Here is a 21,421-nt window from a genome sequence, read left to right as displayed (position 1 = left end):
CGCGAACCTTTGTAGGAGCGGCCTTGGGTGGGGGGGGGGGTGGGCGGGCCGCGCCCGCCCCCCCCCCCCCCCCCCCCGAGGCCGCTCCTACAGGGGCCTGTATCAGCTCACCAGTCCGGGCTCGAAGGGGATGCTTTGCACCACCTCCAGCTCATACCCCGCCAGCCCCGCGTATTTCAGCGGCGGGCCCAGGTGGCGTAGCTTGCCGACGCCCAGGTCCTGCAGGATCTGCGCGCCTGTACCCACCTCCGAGTACACCTTCGATTGCCCGCGCTGGTAAGGCCGCACCGGCTGGGTCAGCTGTGGCACGCGCTCCAGCAGCGCCTGCGAGGACTCATGGTTGGCCAGGATCACCACCACGCCGGCGCCTTCCTCGGCCACCTTCTGCAGCGCCGCCCAAAGCGTCCAGTTGGCGGGGCCGGCGTATTCGGCGCCGACCAGGTCGCGCAGCGGGTCGATCACGTGCACCCGCACCAGTGTCGGCTGCTCGCGGCGGATATCGCCCATGACCATGGCCATGTGTACGCCACCTTCGATGCGGTCTTCGTAGGTGACCAGGCGGAAGGTGCCATGCACCGTCGGCAGTTCGCGTTCGCCGATACGCTTGATGGTCTGCTCGGTGCTCAAGCGATAGTGGATGAGGTCGGCGATGGTGCCGATCTTGATGCCGTGCCGGGCAGCGAACACTTCCAGGTCCGGGCGCCGGGCCATGGTGCCGTCGTCGTTGAGCACTTCGACGATTACCGACGCCGGGGTGAAGCCGGCCAGGCGTGCGAGGTCGCAGCCGGCTTCGGTGTGGCCGGCGCGGGTCAGCACACCGCCTTCGCGGGCGCGCAGGGGGAAGATGTGGCCGGGTTGCACCAGGTCTTCGGGGCGGGCGTTGGGGGCCATGGCCGCCGCCACGGTACGCGCTCGGTCGGCGGCGGAAATACCGGTGGTAACGCCCGTGGCCGCCTCGATCGATACGGTGAAGGCGGTACTGAACACGCTGCCGTTGGCCGGCACCATCTGCTCCAGGCCCAGGCGTTGGCAGTGTTCGTCGGTCAGGGTCAGGCAGATCAGCCCGCGCGCTTCACGGGCCATGAAGTTGATGGCGTGGGCGTCGCAACGCTCGGCGGCGATCAGCAGGTCGCCTTCGTTTTCCCGGTCCTCGTCATCCACCAGCAGGACCATCTTGCCTTGCCGGTAGTCCTCGAGAAGTTCGTCGATGGTGTTGAAAGCCATGTTGCACGCTCACTGTGGTGGGGTGATTATTATGGTATACCATCATACACAAATATCGCCGTAACAGGAGAGCAGCGCATGAAGGCCTATTGGATCGCCCATGTGGACGTGACCGATCACGAGCAATACCAGCAGTACACCCAACGCGCCCCGGCTGCCTTCAAGGCATTCGGTGGCCGTTTCCTGGCCCGTGGCGGGCGTAGCGAGGCAATGGAAGGGCGGCTTACCCCTCAGCGTAGCGTGGTGATCGAGTTCGATTCGTACGAACAGGCGCTGGCGTGCTACCGGTCCGAGCTGTACCAGGAGGCTTGCAGCCATCGTCAGGGGGTGGCGAAGGCTGAAGTGATCATCGTCGAAGGGTTCGAGCCCTGAGTTGGATTTGCGGCCCCTTCGCGGGTAAACCCGCTCCCACAGGTACGCCACAGATTTCGAAGTCTGTGGCGTACCTGTGGGAGCGGGTTTACCCGCGAAAGGGCCGGACCTGCCTTATGGCATGCCAGGCAACTCATGCGGCCGCAGGTCGAACACCAGCACCTCGGCATCCACCCCATTGCCCAGTTCCAGCACCTGTTCCTGCCTCACCCGCACCCCATCCCCTTCGCTCAGCACTTGCCCATTCAGCTCGATGCTGCCCCGGGCCACGTGCACGTAGGCATGGCGGTTTTCCGGCAAGGTCAGGGTGGCACGCTCGTCACCATCGAACAGACCGGCATACACCCGCGCGTTCTGCCGTACCTGCAGTGACCCCTCGGCGCCATCCGGCGAGATGATCAGGCGCAGCTTGCCGCGCTTTTCTTCAGTACTGAAATGCTGTTGCTGGTAACGCGGTGTTGCCCCTTGCACGTTCGGCACGATCCAGATCTGCAGGAAGTGCACCGGCTGCACCTGGCTGTGGTTGAACTCGCTATGGGCCACGCCGTGGCCAGCGCTCATCAGCTGCACATCGCCCGGGCGGATTACCGAGCCGGTGCCCAGCGTGTCCTTGTGCTCCAGCGCGCCTTCCAGCACGTAGGAGAAAATCTCCATGTCGCGGTGCGGGTGCTGGCCAAAGCCCTTGCCGGGGATGACGCGGTCGTCGTTGATCACCAGCAGGTCGGAGAAACCTTGCTCGTCCGGGTTGCGGTAGTGGCCGAAGGAGAAGGTGTGGAACGATTTCAGCCAGCCATGGAAGGCCAGGCCGCGGTCTTTGGCGTTGCGGACGGTGAGCATGACGGGTCTCCTGAACCGGCAGGGCACCAGGCCCTGCCGCATGGGTGGATGAGGTTATTGCAGGTGCACTTTCAGCTCGCCAGCGGCCTGGCGCATGGCCGCTTGCACGGCAGGCACCTGATGCAAGGGGTTGAGCAGCCCGTAGTCATGAATCATGCCGTTGTAGCGTACCGAGGTAACGGTCACCCCAGCAGCGTTCAGCTTGCGGGCATAAGCCTCACCCTCGTCACGCAGCACATCGAACTCCGCCGTTTGCACCAGCGCTGGCGGCAAGCCTTTCAACTGTTCACTGCTGGCCCGCAGCGGCGAGGCGTAGATCTGCGCCCGTGCCTTGGCGTCGGTGGTGTAGTTGTCCCAGAACCACTTCATCATCCCGGTGGTAAGGAAATGCCCCTCGGCAAACTGCTTGTACGACGCAGTTTCGAAGCTGGCATCGGTCACCGGCCACAGCAGCAGCTGGAAGCGCAGGGCCGGGGTGCCGGCCTCTTTGGCTTTCAAGGCCACTACTGCCGCCATGTTGCCGCCGACGCTGTTGCCGGCCACGGCCAGGCGCTTGCCGTCCACGCCGATTTCCTTGCCATGCTCGGCTACCCAGCGGGTGGCGGCGTAGGCCTGGTTGATCGCCGTCGGGTAGTGCGCTTCCGGCGATGGGGTGTAGTCGACGTAGACCGCCACTGCGCCAGAGCCAACCACCAGGTCGCGGATCAGCCGCTGGTGGGTCGGGAAATCGCCGAGTACCCAGCCGCCACCGTGGAAGAACATGAACACCGGCAACTCGCCCTTCACGTTGGCCGGGCGCACAACTTGCAGTTTGATCGACTCGCCGTTGGCCTGGATGGTGCGCTCCTGCACCTCGATACCCGAGAGATCGACCTTGACCGAGGCCTGGGCACCGGTCAGCACCGCGCGGGCGTCTTTCGGGCTGAGCTGCTCCAGTGGCTTGCCGCCGCCTTGCTCCAGGGCTTCGAGGAAGGCCTGGGTGTGCTGTTCTATACCCGGGCTGCCAGCAGCGAAGGCGCTGGAGACGGACAGGGCCAGAAGGGAAGCGGTAAGGGTTTTGTGGACAATGTTCATGAGCGAATCCTTTTCTGTTGAATGTTGGTAGTGGGCGTCTTGCCTGGCCTTCAGGGCCATCGCTGCGACTTGTGCGTAGATTAGGGAGATGCGCTGATGGGAAAAAGCCGCTATAAAGCGTTTGACTGTCACCAAGAGCGAGACAATGAACCCTTACGAAGACATGCGGATCTTTGCCCAGGTAATGGAGGCCGGCAGTTTCACTGCTGCGGCCGACCGCCTGGGCATGTCCAAGCAATCGGTCAGCCGGCGCCTGATGCAGTTGGAGGAGCGCTTGGGCGTTCGCCTGCTCAATCGCTCCACCCGGCGCCTGGACGCTACGCCGCTGGGCCAGCACTACTACCAGTCGGCGCTGCGCCTGCTGGGCGAAGTGCAGCAGGTGGAGCACGACATCAGCGGCCAGGCTCAGGCCTTGCGTGGCACCTTGCGCCTGAGTGCGCCGCTGTCGTTCGCCATGGCGCACCTGGGCTGCCTGCTGACCGAGTTCCTGCAGTTGCACCCGCAGGTGGATGTGGAAGTGGATCTGAGCGACCGCGCCGTTGACCTGATCGGCGAGGGCTATGACCTGGCGCTACGGATTGGCGCGCTGGAGGACTCCAGCCTGATCGCGCGGCGCATCGCCAGTGTCGAGCGGGTGTATTGCGCGAGCCCGGCGTACCTGGAAGCACGGGGTGTACCGGCCAGGCCGGAGCAGTTGGCGGGGCATGATTGCCTGCCATATGGGCATTCGCGGCAGGTGCAGTGGCAGTTCAGCCAGGGTGGCAAGGCACAGGTGATTCAGGTGGCCGGGCGGATGCGGGCGAACAATGGCGAGCTGCTCAGGGATGCCGCGATTGCCGGGATGGGGGTGACGTATCTGCCAACCTTCATCGTGGGCCAGGCACTGGCGGATGGGCAGCTGGTGACGGTGCTGGATGAGTGGCGGCCGCCGGCGCTGCAGCTGTCTGCGGTGTACCCGCAGCACCGGCAGGTGGCGCGGCCGGTGCAGGGTTTTGTGAACTTCCTGCGCGAGCGGTTGGTACAGCTCTGACCTTCGGCACCGGGTGAACTTCTTCGCGGGTGAACCCGCTCCCACAGCTACTCCACAGCCCCGAGCCCAGTGATGACCCTGTGGGAGCGGGTTTACCCGCGAAGAGGCCGGTACAGGTTATTGCATCAATTCCTCCACCCCGGCCCACCCACCATCGAACTCGTCCATGGCATCCAGCACTGCTTCACGGAAATACGCCAGCGACGCCCGATCAAACAGCAACTGCAATGCCGGCCTCTCATCATTCCCCACATTCAGCACGATCACGTTGATCCGCGCCGCCGATGTCTGCGCCACCGCCCCAACGGGAAACGCCTGGGCACGCAAGTCCACCCCGCACAACTTGGCCATCACCGCGCTGCATTGCACCCCCGACAGCTGCAGCCAGGCATGGCTGTCCTGGCGCGGCAGCAGGTAGTTGCGGCGGGTATCCTGCACCCACCCGGCCTCTTCGGCAGCCACCCGTGCACCGCCGTCGGCCAGGCTGCCCAGCAGCAGGTACTCGGTCTGCGACAAGCGCGCTACCCAGCCACCGTCTTGCTGGCGCACGGCCTGGTTGGGTAGCGACGGCAAGCGGTAGCCACGCGCCTGCAGGCAAGCGGCACTGTCGCCACCACGAAACCCGACCCTCGCCAGATCGGTCAGGTCAGTCAACGCGCAGTTGTGCAACAGCTCGGCCTGCGGGCTGCGTGGAATAAAAGCTTCAGCTTGCAAACTGGTCATGGCTCAGAGCTCCTGGCGCAGGTTGTCGGGATCGTGGAAAGGCAGAGGCACCACCTTGGCATTGACCATCACACCGCCCTCCACGCGGATCGGGATGTGCATGCCTGGCGTGGCCTGGTGGGCACCGGCGTAAGCCAGGCCGATGATCTGCCCCAGGGTTTGCGAGTATTCGCAGGATGTGACGTTGCCGCTGATGTCCGGCCCATCCAGCACCAGGTGCCCCTCCAGCGGCTGCGGGCTGCCCTTGGGTAGTGTGAAGCCGACCAGCTTGCGCTTGAGCGGCTGCGCTTCGAGGATCTCGATCGAGCGCTTGCCGACGAAAAATGGCTTCTTGCGCCCGATGGCCCACTGCATGTCGATCTCCGCCGGGTGGGTCATGCCATCAGTGTCCTGGCTGATGATCACATGGCCCTTTTCCAGGCGCAGCAGGCGCTGGGTCTCGACACCGAACGGGCGAATGCCCAACCCTGCGCCGGCCTGCATCAAGGCATCCCACAGGCGCTCGGCGTGTCGCGCCGGCACATGCACTTCGTAGCCCAGTTCACCCACAAAGCCGACCCGCAGGATGCGCGCGGCAATGCCGGCCACAGTGCCCAGGCGTACGCCGAGATAAGGGAAGGCCTCGGCCGACAGGTCCACATCGTCACACACCTTGGCCAGCACCTGGCGTGCCAGCGGCCCGGCCAGGTTCACAGCGGCCAGGGCGGCGGTGACGTTGGTGACGTCCACATCCAGGCGCCATTGCGCGTTCCACTTCAGCATCTGCTGGTAGATGCGGTCGACGCCGCTGGTGGTGGCGGTGACGTAGAAATGCTGCTCGCCCAGCCGGGCGCAAACGCCGTCATCGATCACCACGCCGTGCTCGTTGGTCATCAGGGCGTAACGGGTGCGGCCGACGGCCAGCTTGGCGAAGCCGAAGGTGTAAAGGCGCTCCAGCAGTTCGGCGGCGTCGGGGCCGCGTACATCCAGGCCACCGAGGGTAGAAACGTCGATCAGGCCGACCTTCTCGCGCACATGGCGGGCTTCTTCCTGCATGCAGCGCTCGCGTTCCTCGGGCTTGCCATAATAGGCCGGGCGCTGCCAGATGCCGGCCGGCATCATCTTCGCCCCGGCTTCCAGGTGGCGGCGGTGCATCGGTGTTTGCCGGTACGGGTCGAAGGCGCGGCCGGCGACGTGGGCCAGTTTTTCCGCCTGGAACGGTGGCCGGGCGGTGGTCACCCCGGTTTCGCTGATGCTGCGCCCGGTGGCGTGGCCCACCAGGCGTGCGGTCGGCAGCGCCGAGTGGCGACCCTGGGACGGGCCCATGCCGACCGTGGAAAAGCGCTTTACCAGCTGCACATCGCGGTAGCCGCTGCGGGTGGCGTTGACGATGTCGCGCACTTGCAGGTCTTCGTCGAAGTCGACGAAATCCTTGCCCTTGGGGTGGGGGAAGATTGGCCAGGGGAAGTTGACCTTGGCTTCGGCACTGAACACGGGCTGCACCGGCGCTTCCAGGCCCAGCGCTGCCAGCGCATCGGCAGCCCCGCGAGTGGCGTCGGCCAGCACATTGCCCAGTGCGTGACGGCCATTCACCGAGCCGGCGATATCCAGCCCGGCCGGCAGGTCGCTGATGACGAATTCGTCGCGGTTCACATCGTACGCCAGCTTGCCGCCAGCCTGGCACAGCAACTGGTACACCGGCATGTAGCCTGCCGACATGCACAGCAGGTCGCAGGCCAGGCGCAGGCCATGCGGGCCGACCTTGCCCTGGCCGGTGATCGGGCGAATATCCACGCCATTCACGTGGCGCATGCCCGCTTCGTGCAGGGCTTCGTACACGGTGCTGCCCAGGTGCACGGGTATATCGCGGTGCTTCAGTTCGGCGGCCAGTGCAGCATCGGCTGGCGCGGCGCGCATGTCGACCACCGCAGCCACCGCCACGCCTTGCTCCTGCAGGTCGAGGGCGGCGAGGTAGCCGTCATCGTGGCCGGTGAGGATTACCGCGCGCTGGCCCGGCTTGACCGCGTACAGCTTCATCAGCCGCTGTGCGGCACTGGTCAGCATGACCCCCGGCAGGTCGTTGTTGCGGAACACCACCGGCTGGTCGAACGAACCGGCCGCCACCAGGCAACGGCTGGCACGCACCTTGTAAAGGCGGTTGTGCTGGATCACCGGCAGGTAGTTGTCGGTGAACCAGCCGTTGCAGGTGGCTTCCAGCAGCACCTGGATATTCGAGTGGCCCTCGACGGCAGCCAGCAGTTCCTGGCGCAGGCTGGTCGCGCGGGTGCCGGCGATGTCGAAACGGGCGTAGGTGAGCGAGCCGCCAAGTACCGGCTGTTGCTCGACAAGCAACACCTTGGCCCCGGCATTGGCCGCGTCCAGTGCCGCACGCAGGCCCGCCGGGCCAGCGCCGATGACGGCCAGGTCGACGAACAGATAGGCCTTGTCGTGATACCGCGGCCTGAAGCCTGGGTCGAGTACGCCCAGGCCGGCCTTCTTGCGGATCAGCGGCTCCCACACCTTCCACATCCCCTTGGGCTTGTAGAAGGAGCGGTAATAGAAGCCCACCGGCATGAAACGCGAAAACTTGCCCAGGTAGGCATCGCGGTCGTGCATCAGGCTACCGTTGAAGTTCTGCCCCGCGACGATCTGGCCATCGCGGGCGGCTTCCAGGTCGGCGAGTACATTGGGCTCGTCCGGTAGCTGCACCAGGGTGTTGGCATCCTGCCCGGCCATGCTCAGCGGGCCGCGCGGGCGGTGGTACTTGAACGAGCGCGACAGCAGCCAGCGGCCGCTGCCGAGCAGGGCGCTGGCGATGCTGTCACCAGCAAAGCCCTGGCAGGCCTGGCCGTCGAACTGAAAATGCAGGGGCCGCTCGCGATCGATCAGCAGGCCCATGGGCGCGGGGAGGCGATTGTGGCTGTTCATCCGGCGATCTCCGGGGTGGCGGCAGGGGTGAAATCGACGCGGCGGTCGAACAGTTCTTTCGGGTCGAAGGTGCGCAGTACCTGGTCGCTCACGGTGTGGCGTTCGGCCAGGAACCAGTAGCTGGAGGCGTTGTGCAGCCACCATTCAGTGACCACACCGGCCAGGTTGTCGCCGTTGAACACGTAGTCGGCCCATTCGCTGTCGCTGCAGGTGGCAGGGTCGGGCATCGCCTTGAATTCGCCTCCGTAGGTGAACTCGCTGATATTGCGCGGGCCGTTCAAGGGGCAGGTCAGGATCTTCATCGTCGTCGCTCCTTAGTGGCTGGCCGCAGTAGCGCCCATTTCGTTGACTTGCTGGAAGCGGCTGAAGCGCTCCAGGGCAAAGGGTGCGATCAGCTCCGGCACCTTGCCGCCACTGGCGACCAGCTCGGCCATGGTCTTGCCGCAGATCGGCGTGGCCTTGAAACCCCAGGTGCCCCAGCCGGCGTCCAGGTAATAGTTGCGCACCGGCGACAGGCCCATGATCGGGCTGTAGTCCGGTGTCATGTCGGTGATCCCGGCCCACTGGCGCATCAGCTTGGCGTTGGCCATGAACGGGAACATCTCGATGGCGTGGGCCAGCAGGCTTTCCTTGAGGTCGAGGGTGGAGCGGGTGTTGTACAGCGGGTAGGGGTCGGAGCCGCCGCCAAAGACGATCTCGCCACGGCTGGTCTGCTGCACGTAGCAGTGCAGCGCCGACGAGCTGACCAGCGGATCGAGGAACGGCTTGAACGGCTGGGTGACCATCGCCTGCAGCGGGTAGGTATGGATCGGCGCACGGATGCCGGCCTTGGCCATCAGCAGCGAACTGGCCCCGGCCACCGCCTGCACCACGCAACCGCACTGCACGGTGCCGCGGTTGGTCTTCACCGCTTCGATGCGCCCGTTACGGATAAGCAGGTCCTGCACTTCGGTCAGCTGGTGGATCTCGACGCCGCGCTTGGCCGCCTGCCTGGCGTAGCCCCAGGCCACTGCATCGTGGCGCGCGGTGGCGCCGTCGATATGCCACAGGCCGGCGAGCACCGGCAGGTGACCCGGGTCCAGGTTCAGGCTGGGCACCAGTTCGCGGATCTGCTGGCGGTCGATCATTTCCGTGCGGCCACCGAAGTGCTTGTTGACCTCGGCGCGCTGGCGGAAAGCGCGCACGGTGGCGTCGGTGTGCGCGAGGGTGAGTTGGCCGCGCTCGGAATACATGATGTTGAAGTCGAACTCGTTCGACAGGTTCTGGAACATGCGCACCGATTCTGCGTAAAAGCGCACACCCTCACTGGTGAGGTAGTTGGAGCGGATCACCGCGGTGTTGCGCGCAGTGTTGCCGCCGCCGAGGTAGGCCTTTTCCAGCACGGCGACATTGGTGATGCCGTGGTACTTGGCCAGGTAGTAGGCGATGGCCAGGCCGTGGCCGCCGCCGCCGATGATCACCACGTCATAGCGTGGCTTGAGTTCGCACGGTGGTGGCAGGTCGACCTCCACCGGGTAGTCGGCGCTCAGGCCGTATTTCAGCAGGGCGAAAGGCATGAGGTGCGCTCCTGGTGGGCGGCCTGTTGTTGCAGGTCGAGGGCGAGCAGGGTGTTTTTCATCAGGTAGGCGATGGTCATCGGGCCGACCCCGCCGGGCACCGGGGTGATGCCGGCCACCTGGGGCAGGGCTGCGGCGAAGTCGACATCGCCGACCAGGCGGCTGTGGCCGCCTTCGTCGATGCGGTTGATACCGACATCGATCACCACCGCGCCGGGCTTGAGCCAGTTGGCACCGATCAGCCGTGGCTTGCCCACTGCGGCCACCAGGATGTCGGCCTGGCGACACAACGCCGGCAGGTCGCGGCTGCGCGAGTGCACCACGGTCACCGTGCAGTCGGCCTGCAGCAGCAGGGCGGCCATGGGCTTGCCGACGATGTTCGAGCGGCCGACCACAACCGCATGCTTGCCACGCAGCTCGCCACAGGCATCGCGCAGCAGGCGCATGCAGCCGCTGGGCGTGCACGGGGTGAGCACATCGCGGCCCTGGGCCAGGCCGCCGACGTTCTCGCTGTGGAAACCGTCCACATCCTTCAGTGGGCTGATCGCCTGGAGAATGCGGTGCTCGTCGATATGGGCCGGCAACGGCAGTTGCACGAGGATGCCGTTGACCTCCGGGGCGCGGTTGAGGCGCCCGATCAGGGCCAGCAGCTCGGCCTGGCTGGTGTCGGCGGGCAGGCGATGCTCCAGCGAGCGGATGCCCACTTCTTCAGCACGCAGTACCTTGTTGCGCACGTACACCTGGCTGGCTGCGTCGGCGCCTACCAGCACCACCGCCAGGCCCGGCTGCACACCGCCCTGGCGCAGTTTCTGCACCTGCTCGCGTACCTCGGCCAGCACCCGCGTCGCAGTCGCCTTGCCGTCGATCAGCTTGACACTGGGAATGGCGTTCATTTGAAGATCACCGTGCGGTCGTGGTTCAGGAACACCCGATGCTCCAGGTGGTATTTCACGGCGCGAGAGAGGGCGATGGTCTCGGTGTCGCGGCCGATGGCCACCAGGTCGTCCGGTGCGTAGGCGTGGTCCACGCGCTGCACTTCCTGCTCGATGATCGGGCCTTCGTCCAGGTCGCTGGTGACGTAGTGGGCGGTGGCGCCGATCAGCTTCACACCGCGCTGGTAAGCCTGGTGATAGGGTTTGGCGCCTTTGAAACCGGGCAGGAAGGAATGGTGAATGTTGATCGCCCGGCCCGACAGCTGGCGGCACAGGTCGTCGGAGAGGATCTGCATGTAGCGCGCCAGCACCACCAGTTCGGTACCTGTGTCTTCGACGATGCGCAGCAGCGCGGCTTCCTGTTCGGCCTTGGTGTCCTTGCTGACCGGCAGGTAGACGAAACGGATGCCCTGGCGCTCGGCCATCGGACGCAGGTCCAGGTGGTTGGAGACCACGGCGGTGATCTGCATGTCCAGCTCGCCCTTGGCATGGCGGTACAGCAGGTCGGACAGGCAGTGGTCGAACTTGCTCACCATCAGCAGCACGCGCATCGGCCGGGCACTGCTGTGCAGGCTCCATTGCATGTCGAAGCGCTGGGCGACATCGGCAAAGCCGGCTTCCAGCTGCGGTGTGTCGCCCACGACACCGGTGTTGTAGCGGAACACCGCGCGCATGAAGAAGCGCCCGTTGTCCTCGTCGTCGAACTGCGCCATCTCGCTGATGTAGCAACCGTGCTCGGCCAGGTAGGTGGTCACCGCGGCGACGATGCCGGACACAGCCGGGCAGCTGACGCGCAGGATGAAGTGATCGGGAGCGGAATGCATGTCGGATACGCCTCGTGATGGAGTGGGGCAGGTCGGGCACAAGGGCAAAAGAGGCTTCGCGAGGCGAAATTGTTTTCTTGGCAGGAATATAAATTTCCTTTTGGCGATTTATAGGCGAAACGAGGGGTGGCGGTCTAGATGTTTGTGAAATTTTTTATCCTGACAGGAAATTTTTTATCAGCCATCACGGTCCTGTAGGAGCCGGCTTGCTGGCGATAGGGCCCCACAGGCGGCATGAAAACTGGCTATGCTTGCCCCATGACCAATTCCCCTTCCCTGCGCCAACCTTGCCCCCCTGGCGCCTGCATTTGTGGTCGCGAACACCTGGCCGACCACCCGCAGACAGCCCAGCGCATCCTCCTGCTGACCCGCCAGGAAGAAAAGCGCCTGCTCGACCGCCTGGAAAACCTCAAGGACCTGGAAGACCTGCAACGCCTGCAGCAGCGGATGTACGAAAACCTGGGCATCCGCGTGCATATCGCCCCTGGTTTCAATGAAGTACGGACCATGCGCGGGATTGTCATCGAACTGGACGACCAGCCCGGGCTGTGCCGCAAGACCCGGCAGTCGATCCCTGCGGCGATCCGCCGTGGGCTGGAGCGCAACCCGCAGGTGGCCTTCCGCTTGCTCGATACCCACGACCTGTTGCGGGATACCTGATCTTTCATCCCAGCACCGGCTCTTTGTGGGAGCGGCCTTGTGTCGCGAAAGGGCCGCAAAGCGGCCCCGGGGTTCTAGCTGTGACGCAAATATTGCCGGGGCTGCTGTGCAGCCCTTTCGCGACACAAGGCCGCTCCCACAGGGGACCGCGTCAGCCCCACTAATTTTTTCGCCACTCGCCACGTCTACTTGAAAGCCCCCCTGCGCCAAGCGCACAGCGGCATTCATCACTCAAGGAGACAGGCAATGACTTCCGTTTTCGACCGCGACGATATTCAGTTCCAGGTAGTGGTCAACCACGAAGAGCAATACTCGATCTGGCCCGACTACAAAGCGATCCCCAACGGTTGGCGTGCCGTAGGCAAGAGCGGCCTGAAGAAGGACTGCCTGGCCTACATCGATGAAGTCTGGACCGACATGCGCCCGCTGAGCCTGCGCCAGAAAATGGCCGAAGCCGCCGCCCAGTGACTGCGTTGAACCTGCTGTGCCTGCCGTATTCGGGGGCCAGCGCCATGGTCTACAGCCGTTGGCGGCGCAAGCTGCCGACGTGGCTGCAGGTACGCCCGGTGGAACTGCCCGGGCGTGGTGCGCGCATTGCCGAGCCACTGCACACCGACATGCAGGCCCTGGCCCGGCAACTGGCCGCCGAACAGCGCCTGGCGGCCAGCACCCCCTACGCGCTGCTCGGCCATAGCCTGGGCGCCTTGCTGGCCTTCGAGCTGGCCCATGAGCTGCAAGCGCTGGGTTGCCCGGCACCACTGGCCCTGTTCGCCTGCGGTACCGCAGCGCCGACCCGCCGTGAGGACTACGACGGCAAGAACTGGCGTGAGCCCAAGAGCGACGCCGAGTTGATCGGCGAGTTGCGCGAGCTTCAGGGCACGCCCGAGGAAGTGCTGGCCAACGCCGAGCTGATGAGCCTGACCTTGCCCACCCTGCGCGCCGACTTCCTGTTGTGTGGTACCTACGCCTACCGCCAGCGGCCAGCCTTGCAGTGCCCGCTGCACGTGTTGGGCGGCATGCAGGACCGCGCCAGTGACGAGCAGTTGCAGGCCTGGCGCAAGGAAACCCACGGGGCGTTCTCGCTGCAGATGTTCCCTGGCGGCCACTTCTTCATCCATGAGCATGAGGACCTGGTGCTCGCTGCGCTCACCGCGTCGCTGCAACCGCTTCGGCTGTCCGCCTGATTGACGTCACCGCTTGCCTGGGGGAGGCTAGGTCTTTTCCCAGGCAAGAGGCAGACAATGCTGATCCATCCTCACAAGGCCACGCTGCTGGTCGTCGACATCCAGGAAAAACTCATCGGCGCCATGAGTGACCCTGAAGGCATCCGCGCGCGGGCCCGCTGGTTGCTGGCAGCTACGAACGAGCTGGAGCTGCCGACGGTGATTTCCGAGCAGTACCCCAAGGGCCTGGGCCATACCCTGGCCGAGCTGCTGGCCGCAGCGCCGGCTGCCGAGGTGGTGGAGAAAAGCCATTTTTCCTGCGTGGCCGCCGAGTGCCTGCCAGCGAGTTTGATGGCGCGTGAGCAAGTGATTGTGTGTGGCATGGAAACCCACGTCTGTGTGCTGCAGACCGTGCTCGGCCTGCTGGCGCTGGGCAAGCAGGTGTTCGTGGTCGAGGATGCCTGTGACAGCCGTACCCCGGCGAGCAAGGCCGCAGGGCTGGCCCGCATGCGGGCTGCAGGGGCGCAGGTGGTGACCCGCGAAATGGTTTTGTTCGAGCTCATGGGCAGTGCCAGCCACCCGCTGTTCCGGCACATCAGCAAGACCTACCTGATCGGTGAACAGCCCTGAACGGCCGGTTACTGGCCGCCGGGTTGATGGCCCTGGCGCTGCTGCAAGGCTGTGCCGGGCGCCGTGAGGAAGCGCCCGAGGCGGACCCGGCCAAGGTCCGTGCCCAACTGCTGCGGCTGTTGCCCGCCCAGGCCAAGGACCGCGAGGGCTGGGCCCGGGACATTCAGGTGGCGTTCGAGGCCCAGCGAATTGCCCCCAGCAAGAGCAACCTGTGTGCGGTGCTGGCGGTGACCGAGCAGGAATCGACCTTCAATGCCGACCCGCAGGTGCCTAACCTTGGGCGTATCGCCCGGGAGGAAATCGACCGCCGCGCCGCGCGCCTGCATATCCCCAAGCTGCTGGTCGATGGTGCACTGAAGACGCCGTCGGGTAATGGCAAGAGCTACCAGCAGCGTTTGCAGGCGGTGCGCAGCGAGAAGCAGTTGAGCGAGCTGTATGACGAAGTCATCGCTCGCGTGCCGCTGGGCAAGACCTTGCTGGGTGGGTTGAACCCGGTGCATACCGGTGGGCCGATGCAGGTCAGCATCGATTTTGCGGAAAAGCATGCGCGGGATTACCCCTACAGCCACGACGGTAGCATTCGCCAGGAAGTGTTCACCCGTCGCGGCGGGATGTATTTCGGCATCGCCCACTTGCTGGGCTATTCGGCCAACTACGATCGCCAGCTGTACCGCTTCGCCGATTTCAATGCGGGCTGGTACGCCAGCCGTAATGCGGCATTCCAGGCAGCACTGAGCAAGGTGACAGGGGTGACGCTGGCGCTCGATGGCGACCTGGTGGCGCCGGGCTCGATCATGCCTGGGACCACGGAAAAGGCGGCACGCAAACTGGGAGGGAAACTGGGCCTGCGCAACCCGCAGATTCGCAGCCAGCTGGAGGAGGGCGATAGCTTGGCCTTCGAGGACAGCAAGCTGTACAGCGGGGTGTTTGCCCTGGCCGATGCCGCGGCCGGCAAGCCGATGCCACGGGCGGTGCTGCCGGGGATCCAGCTGAAAAGCCCGAAGATCACCCGCAAGCTGACCACGGCGTGGTTTGCCGGGCGGGTGGATGAGCGTTATCAGCGGTGCATGAAGCGCTAGCCTGTCATCCAACGCGGTCAACTGTGGGAGCGGCCTTGCGTCGCGAAAGGGCTGCGCAGCAGCCCCAGAAATTTGTGCATCTGTGCTGAAATCCTGGGGCCGCGATGCGGCCCTTTCGCGACGCAAGGCCGCTCCCACATTGACCGTGCCAGCCTGCCTGATCAGCTTTCGCCCAGTGCTCCAACCACCTGATCCACACTGGCCTTCAACCCGGCAAACGCATCCTCAGGGTCACTTTCCACCACCACCAACTTGGCCCCGGATGCCTTGATCACCTCGGCCACAGCTGCCCCCGGCTGCCGATGGTCCAGCACCAGCGCCACATCCTGCGCCTTCAGGTTGTCCCCCAGCGCCTTCAGCGCAGCCGCATCCCACTCGGCTGGCAGCGGCTGCTCGACCACGTCCAGGTTCAACCCGCTGGCCAGATAACCCAGCCGCTCCGACAGGCTCACCACCGTCAGGTTGTCGACCTTGGCCAAGCGTGTCTGGCTGCTGGCCGAAAGCTCCAGCAACTGGCGTTTGAGCCCGGCCAGGTTACCCTGGATCTTCGCCTTGTCGCCTGGCGCCAACCGCTCCAGGTCATTGGCTACCACGTCGGCCATGCGCCCGAAGTTGGTCGGGTTGAGCCAGGGGTAGGCGCCATAGGCCTCCTCGCCGCTCACCGCAATACCCGGCAGCGCACCATCCACCGGCCGTGCGGCGTCGATCTCGACGATCCGGATATTGCTGCGCCTGGCCATCGGGTACAGCGGGTCGTCACGCCAGATCGAGCGCACGCCGATCACCGCGTCGGCTTGCTGCGCGGCCTTGTGCAGGCTGGCGCTACCGCGCCCGCTGAAATAGGAAGGTTGGCGGCTGGCAGGCAGGTTGGCGGGGGCTGCACGCGCGAGCTGCACCGTGGTGCCGTCGAGCAGGGCGCTGGCCAGGCTGTGGGTGACGGGCAGGGTGGCCAGCACTTGCGTGGCGTTGGACAGCGACGGTAGGCCGGCCAGGGCCAGCGCCAGGGTCAGGCGTTTCAGGTTCATGCCGGGTTTCCTTGCAGGCGGGGAACGAGGGCGCGGGCCAGCGCCGCCAGAGCGAAGCAGATGCCGGCGACCAGGATGATCGCGGCGCCGGACGGCACCGGCAGGTCGAACACGATCGGCAGCAGGATGCCGAGCAGCGTGCTCAACGTGGCGATCAGCAGCGACAGGAAGAAAAAGCCCTTCAGCGACTGGCTGACCAGGCGGGCGGCGGCAGCGGGAATCACCAGCAGGGCCCCGACCAGGATCGCCCCGATCACCTTCACCGAGGCCACGGTGACCAGGGTCACCAGCACCACGAACAGGTAGTCCAGGGTTTTCACCGCCACCCCGCGCACGGCCGCCAGCTGCGGGTTGAAACTGGCCAGCATGATGCGGTTGTACAGCGGCACGGCCAATGCCAGCACCAGCACCGCGACGATACCCAGCACCACCAGATCCTGGCCGCTGACGGTCAGCACCGAGCCGAACAGCACGTTCTCGAGGATGTGCACGTTGATCTTGCCCGCCAGCATCAGCAGCAGGCTGGCGCCCAGCGCCAGCGACACCGACAGAAACACGCCGATCAGCGTATCCGGCGACAGCCCTGTGCGGTTGCGCAGGAAGTTGAGCAGGATGCCGAACAGCAGGCAGTAGCCGAACAGGCTGCCGTAGGGGCCAGTGTAGGGTTCGCCCAGCAGGATGCCGATGGCCACGCCGGTCAGCGCGGCATGGCCGACCGCCTCGGAGAAGAAGGCAAAGCGCTTGACCACCACCAGGGTACCCAGGCCGCCCAGCACCGGGCCTATCATCAAACCGGCCAGCAAAGCATTGACCACGAAGCCGTAGGCCAGCGCCTCGGGCAGGTAGCCGGCAGCGGCCCAGTCCTGGACCGTTTGCCGAAAGATTTCAAAACTCATCAGGCAAGGCTCTCGCTACGCGGGTGAACGGAGAACAGGCCGAGCAGGCGCTGCGGGGTAAGGGCCTGGGCGGGTGGGGCGTCGAACAGTACCTGGCGGCTCAGGCCGGTAACCCGATCAGCCAGGCGCATCACAGCCTCCAGGTCGTGTTCGATCCACAGCACGGTGGTGCCGGCCTGACGCCAGCCCTGCAGCAGTTGCTCGAACACCTGGATGCCGGCTTCATCCAGGGCCGACATCGGTTCGTCCAGCACCAGCAGTTGCGGCTCGGGGATCAGGCCCTGGGCCAGCAGCACGCGTTGGCGTTCGCCACCGGAAAGCGCGCCCATGCGCCGTTTGCGCTTGTCGAGCATGCCGACCCGCACGAGGGCCGCGTCGATGGCTGGCTGCACGCGGCGCGACAGGCCCAGGAAGGCAGGGCGACGCTGACACATGGCAGCCATGAAATCGTCCACGGTCATCGGCAGGCCACGGTCGAACTCCAGCGCCTGCGGCACATAGCCGATCACTTCGCGTTCGCCGGGCCAGTCAAGGGTCAGCTGGCCCTGGTGCGGCATCTGCCCGAGCAGGGTCTTGATCAGTGAACTCTTGCCGCCGCCGTTGGGGCCGACGATGGCATGCACGCTGCCGGCGGCGACGTTGAAGCTGACCTGTTCGAGGATGCGGGTGCGGCCCAGGGTCAGGTCGATGCCAGCGAACTCGATGCGCGGCCCGCAGGCTGTCACCAGGTTGGCGGCGGCGGTCATGCGCGGTTCTCCTGGATGGCGCGGACCACGGTGTCGAGGTTGCGCTTCATCTCCACTTCGTACTTGTCCTTGGTGTATTCGCCGTAGGAAATGTGCGTCAGCGGGTATAGGCGCACGCCGGATTCACGCTGGATGGTTTCGACATAGGCCGACGGGAAGTCCATTTCCGAGAAGATCACCCGCACGTCCAGCGCCTTGAGCTGGTCGATGGTCTTCTTCAGCTGGGCCGGGCTGGGTTCGATGCCATGGGCTGGCTCGACCACCGCAGTCACCTCCAGGCCGAAGTCACGTACCAGGTAGTCGTAGGCGGCATGGATGGTGGCGACCCGGAAGGTGGCGCTGGGCGCCTCGGTGACCTTGGCCAGGGCATCGGCACGCAATGTGCGCAGGCGCTTGGCATAGGCGCGGGCGTTTTGCGTGTACAGCTTGGCGTTGTCCGGGTCGAGCTTGCCCAGTTCGCGGGCGATATTGTTGACCTGGGCGATGGTGGTGCTGATCGACAGGAAGGTGTGCGGGTTGACCACCTTGCCGGCGCCGCGGGCGGCAATGCCGGTTGCGGCCAGCAACGGTACGTTCTGGTTGGCCTCGATGGTGGTGATGCCGGGCTTTTCGCTGGCGGCGATCATGCGGTCGGCGAAATCGTCATGGCCGACGCCGTTGAGCACCACCACGTCCAGGGTGCCGATGCGCTTGATGTCCTCGGCCCGTGGCTCGTAGGCATGGGGGTTGAACCCTGCCGGAATCAGCGGCACCACTTCGGCCTTGTCGCCGACGATGTTGCTCACATAGCTGTAGTAGGGGTGCAGGGTAATGCCGATACGCAGGGGCTTGCCGTTATCGGCCAGGGCCTGTGCCGGCAGGGCAAGGGCCAGGAGCAGGGCGAGGGCGGAGCGGAGCATGGGGGAGTCCTTGGGTTCAGTGACGGTGTTCGCGGGTGACCCCGGCGTCGTAATGGCTGACCACCTGCTGCCAGCCGGCGGCGATCAGGGCGGCCTGGCCAATGTCGTCCGGGGCCACTGCGGCGCTGTCGCGGCGCAGCCAGACATCGGCCTGGCCGGTGCTGTCGGCCGGCAGGATCAGCAGCAGGCTGCCGGCCACTTCCGGGGCCTGGCTGCGGCCAAGGTAGGCCCCGGGCTGCAGCCACGACCATTGGTGGCTGCCGCGGCTCTGGCTGCCGGCATCGACCACGAACGGCGGCAGGCCTTCCTCGGCCAGCGCCTGAACGCTGGGCGCGGCGGCGTTTTCTTCACGCAGCAGCTGGATTTCGTCGAAGGCCACCCGCAGGTCGGTATACAGGCCTTGCTCGGCGGCGGTGAGGTCGCGACGCGCGTCGATCTGGTGGCTGGCGATGGCTTGTTCGTCCTCGCGCTCGCCGCGCAGCAGCACCACGCTGGCGGCGAGTACCACGATCATCAGGCTGACCAGCAGCACGTACAGGGTTTCGTGCCCGGCACCGGCCGGGCGAATCACTTGGACGCCGCTCATGGCTGGGCGATATCGGCGTGGTCGACTTCCACCACGTGCCCGGGGCCGGCATCGAACAGCACGTAGAACTCGCCGTCCGGGCGCTTGAAGGTCAGGGTCGAATCGTCACCGAGCTTGCCGCCGACCAACACCTGTTCGTCGTAGCCGATCACATCCAGGGTGACCCCTGGGGCACCACTACCATCCGAGAAGCCACCGGTACACTTGACCTGGCCGCCAGGCAGTTCTTCGCATTCGCACATCGGGTTGTGCGCCAGTGCCGGGCCGGCGGCCAGCGCCAGCAAGGGCAGGGCGAGGGTGCGCATCAGGTGTTTCATTTATTGCCTCCTTGTTTCTCGAGCCAGGCCACGGTGGCTGGCGATGCCTTGGCCAGGGGGACCGACGCCTGGTGCATGCTGCCGTCCCAGCCCTCCAGGGTGATCCAGATCTGCGCGTCGGGCTTGGTGCGTGGCGGGATCGGCAGCGAGGTGCCCATGTTGTACGGCGCACCGAAGAAAATCGTGCCGGCGGCGCGCAGACTGCGCGGTTTGCCGATGCGCAGGTAGGCTGCCTTGACGCCGTTGACGCAGGCCTTGCACAGCGATGCATTGAAGACCTTGAAATGGCCGGCCGGGCCGTCGGCGCGGGGGGGCTCGTCACGCATCTCGGCCAGGTCCAGGGTATAGGGGCCGACCTGGATGTCGTTGATCACATTGGCGCCGAGCCCCGCTTCGCCGCGGAACAGCTTGGCGTCGGCGAAGTACTTGGGCATGAAGCCCAGCGGGATGAGGATCAGCAGGATGTTCAGGTGAAAACGCCACTTCAGCCACAGTTGCTTCAGCGGGCTGACGGGCACGGCTTGGGCCTGGCTCATGGGCGGATCTCCACGGTGGGTTCATGGCGCGCCATGCGCGGTGCGCGTTCGCTGCGCTTGAGGGCGGCGGCGGTGGCCTGGGCGGTGCGTTTGGTCCAGATCAGCAAACCGCTGAACACCATCAGGGTGAGGATCAGGCCGAAGAAGAACCACACCAGCTTGATCGGCAGGCCGCCGAAATCGCCGGTGTGCAGCGGGCGCATGGACTCGGTGACGAACTCCAGGGCCGAGCGGTCGCTGATCAGGAACCGGCTGTCGACATTACGCGTGTACGGGTTCACCGAGGCGCTCTGGAACATCAGCGGGTACCAGCCTGGCCCCGCCAGGGTGACGTGGCTGTAGGCGGTGGCCGGCAGCGAGATGAAGCTGATCTCCAGCCCTGGGACCGCCAGGCCGGCGATGCGTGCCGCTTCATCCAGGTCGATGCGCGCTGCCGGGCTGCCATTGGGGGTTTGCGGCACGTCCTCACGGGCGATGACCGGCACGATGGGCCGGCTGGAAATGGTGATGTGGTTGTCGGCAAGGATCGCCTGGATCAGGAACCAGGTGCCGGTGATGGAAATGACGGCAATGAACCAGATCGACCAGACCCCGGCCAGGCGGTGCAGGTCGCCCCAGAAAATCCGAGAACCATGGCCAGTGCGCACCGGCTTGAAGAAGCCCTTCCAGAACTTCTTGTACACCACCAGACCCGTGACCAGCGAAGCCAGCATGGGCAGGCCGAGCAGCGATACCAGGTACCAGCCCCAGCTGAAACCGTTGGTGAACGGCACCAGCCACCAGCCGTGCAGGGCGCGGGTGAAGGCTTCGAAGTTGAAGTCCGGTGTCTTGCCCTGGATGGCCCCGGTGTAGGGGTTTACATACAACGTCGGGCTGGTGCCGTCAGGCAGGGTGACATTGGCTATGACCGCGAAGTGCGAACCGTCGGGCTGGATCAGCCGCTCCACCACCATGTCCGGCTCGGCCTTGTGCAGGGCGTCCAGCACCTGCTGGAAGCTCAGGCGCTCGGCGTCGGCGTCGGGCTTGTTGGCGCGCACATCCGGGTTGGCCAGCCAGACGATTTCCTGGCTGACCACCGCCAGCATGCCGGTGAAGCAGACGATCAGCACAAAGAACCAGATCGGCAAGGCGAGCCAGCTGTGGACCAGGAACCACAGCCTGGATTTGGATTTTTTCGGTGATTTGGCCATCTGACGGTCTTCTGCAGTGGGGAGTCGAGCGTGTGCCCAGCCAAAGAGGGGTTGTATTGATAAGGACGAATGAGAATCGAAAACCTGCCGTTTTAAATGCAAGCAAATGTTTCAAGGTCGAGGGCACACTGCCTGTGCGCGAGTGTCTTTGGGGGCTGCTGCGCAGCCCATCGCCGGCAAGCCGGGCTCCCACAGGGTTGAGGTCAGTGTTGTAC

24 protein-coding genes are annotated in these 21,421 nt (G+C 65.3%); 7 read left to right on the top strand and 17 right to left on the bottom strand.

All coding sequences use genetic code 11. The features are described from left to right. Window positions 1-102 precede the first annotated feature (102 nt). Entirely contained in the window at window positions 103-1,224 is a 1,122-nt protein-coding gene (ribBA, locus tag IRZ77_RS00120) for a bifunctional 3,4-dihydroxy-2-butanone-4-phosphate synthase/GTP cyclohydrolase II (RefSeq protein ID WP_046615000.1), read from the bottom strand. A gap of 78 nt (window positions 1,225-1,302) precedes the next feature. Here ribBA and IRZ77_RS00115 point away from each other — a divergent pair, with 78 nt between their 5' ends. Continuing rightward, window positions 1,303-1,596 carry a DUF1330 domain-containing protein gene (locus tag IRZ77_RS00115; RefSeq protein WP_085599266.1) on the top strand — a complete coding sequence of 98 codons (294 nt, stop codon included), beginning with the start codon at window positions 1,303-1,305 and terminating at the stop codon, window positions 1,594-1,596. Window positions 1,597-1,710: 114 nt separating this feature from the next. Here IRZ77_RS00115 and IRZ77_RS00110 read toward each other — a convergent pair whose 3' ends face one another. Both IRZ77_RS00110 and IRZ77_RS00105 read right to left on the bottom strand, forming a co-directional pair. Then, window positions 1,711-2,433 carry a pirin family protein gene (locus IRZ77_RS00110; protein ID WP_135003103.1) on the bottom strand — a complete coding sequence of 241 codons (723 nt, stop codon included), beginning with the start codon at window positions 2,431-2,433 and terminating at the stop codon, window positions 1,711-1,713. 54 nt (window positions 2,434-2,487) lie between these two features. Beyond that, a complete protein-coding gene (locus IRZ77_RS00105; protein ID WP_085599262.1) occupies window positions 2,488-3,507 on the bottom strand; it encodes an alpha/beta hydrolase in 1,020 nt (339 codons plus the stop codon). Window positions 3,508-3,652: 145 nt separating this feature from the next. On the opposite strand from IRZ77_RS00105, the gene IRZ77_RS00100 reads away from it, so the two are divergent. Beyond that, on the top strand, window positions 3,653-4,537 hold the full coding sequence (locus tag IRZ77_RS00100) for a LysR family transcriptional regulator (protein WP_135003104.1): 885 nt from the start codon (window positions 3,653-3,655) through the stop codon (window positions 4,535-4,537). A 117-nt stretch (window positions 4,538-4,654) separates the two neighbouring features. Here IRZ77_RS00100 and IRZ77_RS00095 read toward each other — a convergent pair whose 3' ends face one another. From IRZ77_RS00095 to purU, 6 genes are read right to left on the bottom strand one after another with little or no spacing between them, the layout of a single operon-like run. After that, window positions 4,655-5,260, bottom strand: a complete 606-nt coding sequence (locus tag IRZ77_RS00095) for an aminomethyltransferase family protein (RefSeq protein ID WP_135003105.1) — start codon at window positions 5,258-5,260, stop codon at window positions 4,655-4,657. 3 nt (window positions 5,261-5,263) lie between these two features. Further along, window positions 5,264-8,167: a 2Fe-2S iron-sulfur cluster-binding protein gene (locus tag IRZ77_RS00090; RefSeq protein ID WP_196172513.1), complete on the bottom strand. Its 2,904-nt coding sequence runs from the start codon at window positions 8,165-8,167 to the stop codon at window positions 5,264-5,266. Beyond that, window positions 8,164-8,469 carry a sarcosine oxidase subunit delta gene (locus IRZ77_RS00085; protein ID WP_046615130.1) on the bottom strand — a complete coding sequence of 102 codons (306 nt, stop codon included), beginning with the start codon at window positions 8,467-8,469 and terminating at the stop codon, window positions 8,164-8,166. The genes IRZ77_RS00090 and IRZ77_RS00085 overlap by 4 nt, the downstream gene beginning before the upstream one ends. 12 nt (window positions 8,470-8,481) lie before the next feature. Next, the gene (locus IRZ77_RS00080) at window positions 8,482-9,723 is read right to left on the bottom strand and encodes an FAD-dependent oxidoreductase (protein WP_046615131.1); all 1,242 of its coding nucleotides are present in this window, start codon (window positions 9,721-9,723) and stop codon (window positions 8,482-8,484) included. Beyond that, a complete protein-coding gene (folD, locus tag IRZ77_RS00075; RefSeq protein WP_046615132.1) occupies window positions 9,705-10,616 on the bottom strand; it encodes a bifunctional methylenetetrahydrofolate dehydrogenase/methenyltetrahydrofolate cyclohydrolase FolD in 912 nt (303 codons plus the stop codon). Before folD ends, IRZ77_RS00080 begins: the two co-directional genes overlap by 19 nt. Next, window positions 10,613-11,479 (bottom strand): formyltetrahydrofolate deformylase, encoded by an 867-nt coding sequence (gene purU, locus IRZ77_RS00070; RefSeq protein WP_046615133.1) that lies wholly within the window; start codon window positions 11,477-11,479, stop codon window positions 10,613-10,615. The genes folD and purU overlap by 4 nt, the downstream gene beginning before the upstream one ends. Window positions 11,480-11,737: 258 nt before the next feature. Here purU and IRZ77_RS00065 point away from each other — a divergent pair, with 258 nt between their 5' ends. The 5 genes from IRZ77_RS00065 (at window position 11,738) to IRZ77_RS00045 (ending at window position 15,011) form a co-directional block, all read left to right on the top strand. Next, complete coding sequence (locus tag IRZ77_RS00065; protein ID WP_108481009.1) at window positions 11,738-12,139, top strand: hypothetical protein; 402 nt, start codon at window positions 11,738-11,740, stop codon at window positions 12,137-12,139. A 246-nt stretch (window positions 12,140-12,385) separates the two neighbouring features. Then, complete coding sequence (locus tag IRZ77_RS00060) at window positions 12,386-12,607, top strand: MbtH family protein (RefSeq protein ID WP_003256222.1); 222 nt, start codon at window positions 12,386-12,388, stop codon at window positions 12,605-12,607. Then, a complete protein-coding gene (locus IRZ77_RS00055) occupies window positions 12,604-13,323 on the top strand; it encodes a thioesterase II family protein (RefSeq protein WP_046615135.1) in 720 nt (239 codons plus the stop codon). The genes IRZ77_RS00060 and IRZ77_RS00055 overlap by 4 nt, the downstream gene beginning before the upstream one ends. A 57-nt stretch (window positions 13,324-13,380) precedes the next feature. Next, window positions 13,381-13,932 carry a hydrolase gene (locus tag IRZ77_RS00050; protein ID WP_046615136.1) on the top strand — a complete coding sequence of 184 codons (552 nt, stop codon included), beginning with the start codon at window positions 13,381-13,383 and terminating at the stop codon, window positions 13,930-13,932. A 26-nt stretch (window positions 13,933-13,958) separates the two neighbouring features. Further along, entirely contained in the window at window positions 13,959-15,011 is a 1,053-nt protein-coding gene (locus IRZ77_RS00045) for a DUF1615 domain-containing protein (RefSeq protein WP_108481010.1), read from the top strand. Window positions 15,012-15,172: 161 nt separating this feature from the next. Here the strand turns inward: IRZ77_RS00045 and IRZ77_RS00040 are convergent, their stop codons facing one another. The 8 genes from IRZ77_RS00040 to IRZ77_RS00005 are packed head-to-tail and all read right to left on the bottom strand — an operon-like array spanning window position 15,173 to window position 21,206. After that, a complete protein-coding gene (locus IRZ77_RS00040; RefSeq protein ID WP_108481011.1) occupies window positions 15,173-16,036 on the bottom strand; it encodes a metal ABC transporter solute-binding protein, Zn/Mn family in 864 nt (287 codons plus the stop codon). Then, window positions 16,033-16,932 (bottom strand): metal ABC transporter permease, encoded by a 900-nt coding sequence (locus IRZ77_RS00035; RefSeq protein WP_046615139.1) that lies wholly within the window; start codon window positions 16,930-16,932, stop codon window positions 16,033-16,035. Before IRZ77_RS00035 ends, IRZ77_RS00040 begins: the two co-directional genes overlap by 4 nt. Beyond that, window positions 16,932-17,678: a metal ABC transporter ATP-binding protein gene (locus IRZ77_RS00030; RefSeq protein ID WP_046615140.1), complete on the bottom strand. Its 747-nt coding sequence runs from the start codon at window positions 17,676-17,678 to the stop codon at window positions 16,932-16,934. The genes IRZ77_RS00035 and IRZ77_RS00030 overlap by 1 nt, the downstream gene beginning before the upstream one ends. Continuing rightward, entirely contained in the window at window positions 17,675-18,577 is a 903-nt protein-coding gene (locus IRZ77_RS00025; RefSeq protein ID WP_046615141.1) for a metal ABC transporter substrate-binding protein, read from the bottom strand. The genes IRZ77_RS00030 and IRZ77_RS00025 overlap by 4 nt, the downstream gene beginning before the upstream one ends. 16 nt (window positions 18,578-18,593) lie before the next feature. After that, a complete protein-coding gene (locus IRZ77_RS00020; protein WP_085599245.1) occupies window positions 18,594-19,163 on the bottom strand; it encodes a DUF6162 family protein in 570 nt (189 codons plus the stop codon). Further along, window positions 19,160-19,480 carry a hypothetical protein gene (locus tag IRZ77_RS00015; RefSeq protein ID WP_085599243.1) on the bottom strand — a complete coding sequence of 107 codons (321 nt, stop codon included), beginning with the start codon at window positions 19,478-19,480 and terminating at the stop codon, window positions 19,160-19,162. The genes IRZ77_RS00020 and IRZ77_RS00015 overlap by 4 nt, the downstream gene beginning before the upstream one ends. Beyond that, window positions 19,477-20,016, bottom strand: a complete 540-nt coding sequence (locus IRZ77_RS00010) for a hypothetical protein (protein WP_046615144.1) — start codon at window positions 20,014-20,016, stop codon at window positions 19,477-19,479. Before IRZ77_RS00010 ends, IRZ77_RS00015 begins: the two co-directional genes overlap by 4 nt. After that, window positions 20,013-21,206: a PepSY-associated TM helix domain-containing protein gene (locus tag IRZ77_RS00005; protein WP_108481016.1), complete on the bottom strand. Its 1,194-nt coding sequence runs from the start codon at window positions 21,204-21,206 to the stop codon at window positions 20,013-20,015. The genes IRZ77_RS00010 and IRZ77_RS00005 overlap by 4 nt, the downstream gene beginning before the upstream one ends. Window positions 21,207-21,421: the final 215 nt, after the last annotated feature.

The sequence above is a fragment of the Pseudomonas pudica genome (genome assembly GCF_015680405.1).
GTDB classification, from domain to species: domain Bacteria; phylum Pseudomonadota; class Gammaproteobacteria; order Pseudomonadales; family Pseudomonadaceae; genus Aquipseudomonas; species Aquipseudomonas pudica.
This window is presented reverse-complemented; position numbering and strand designations above follow the sequence as displayed.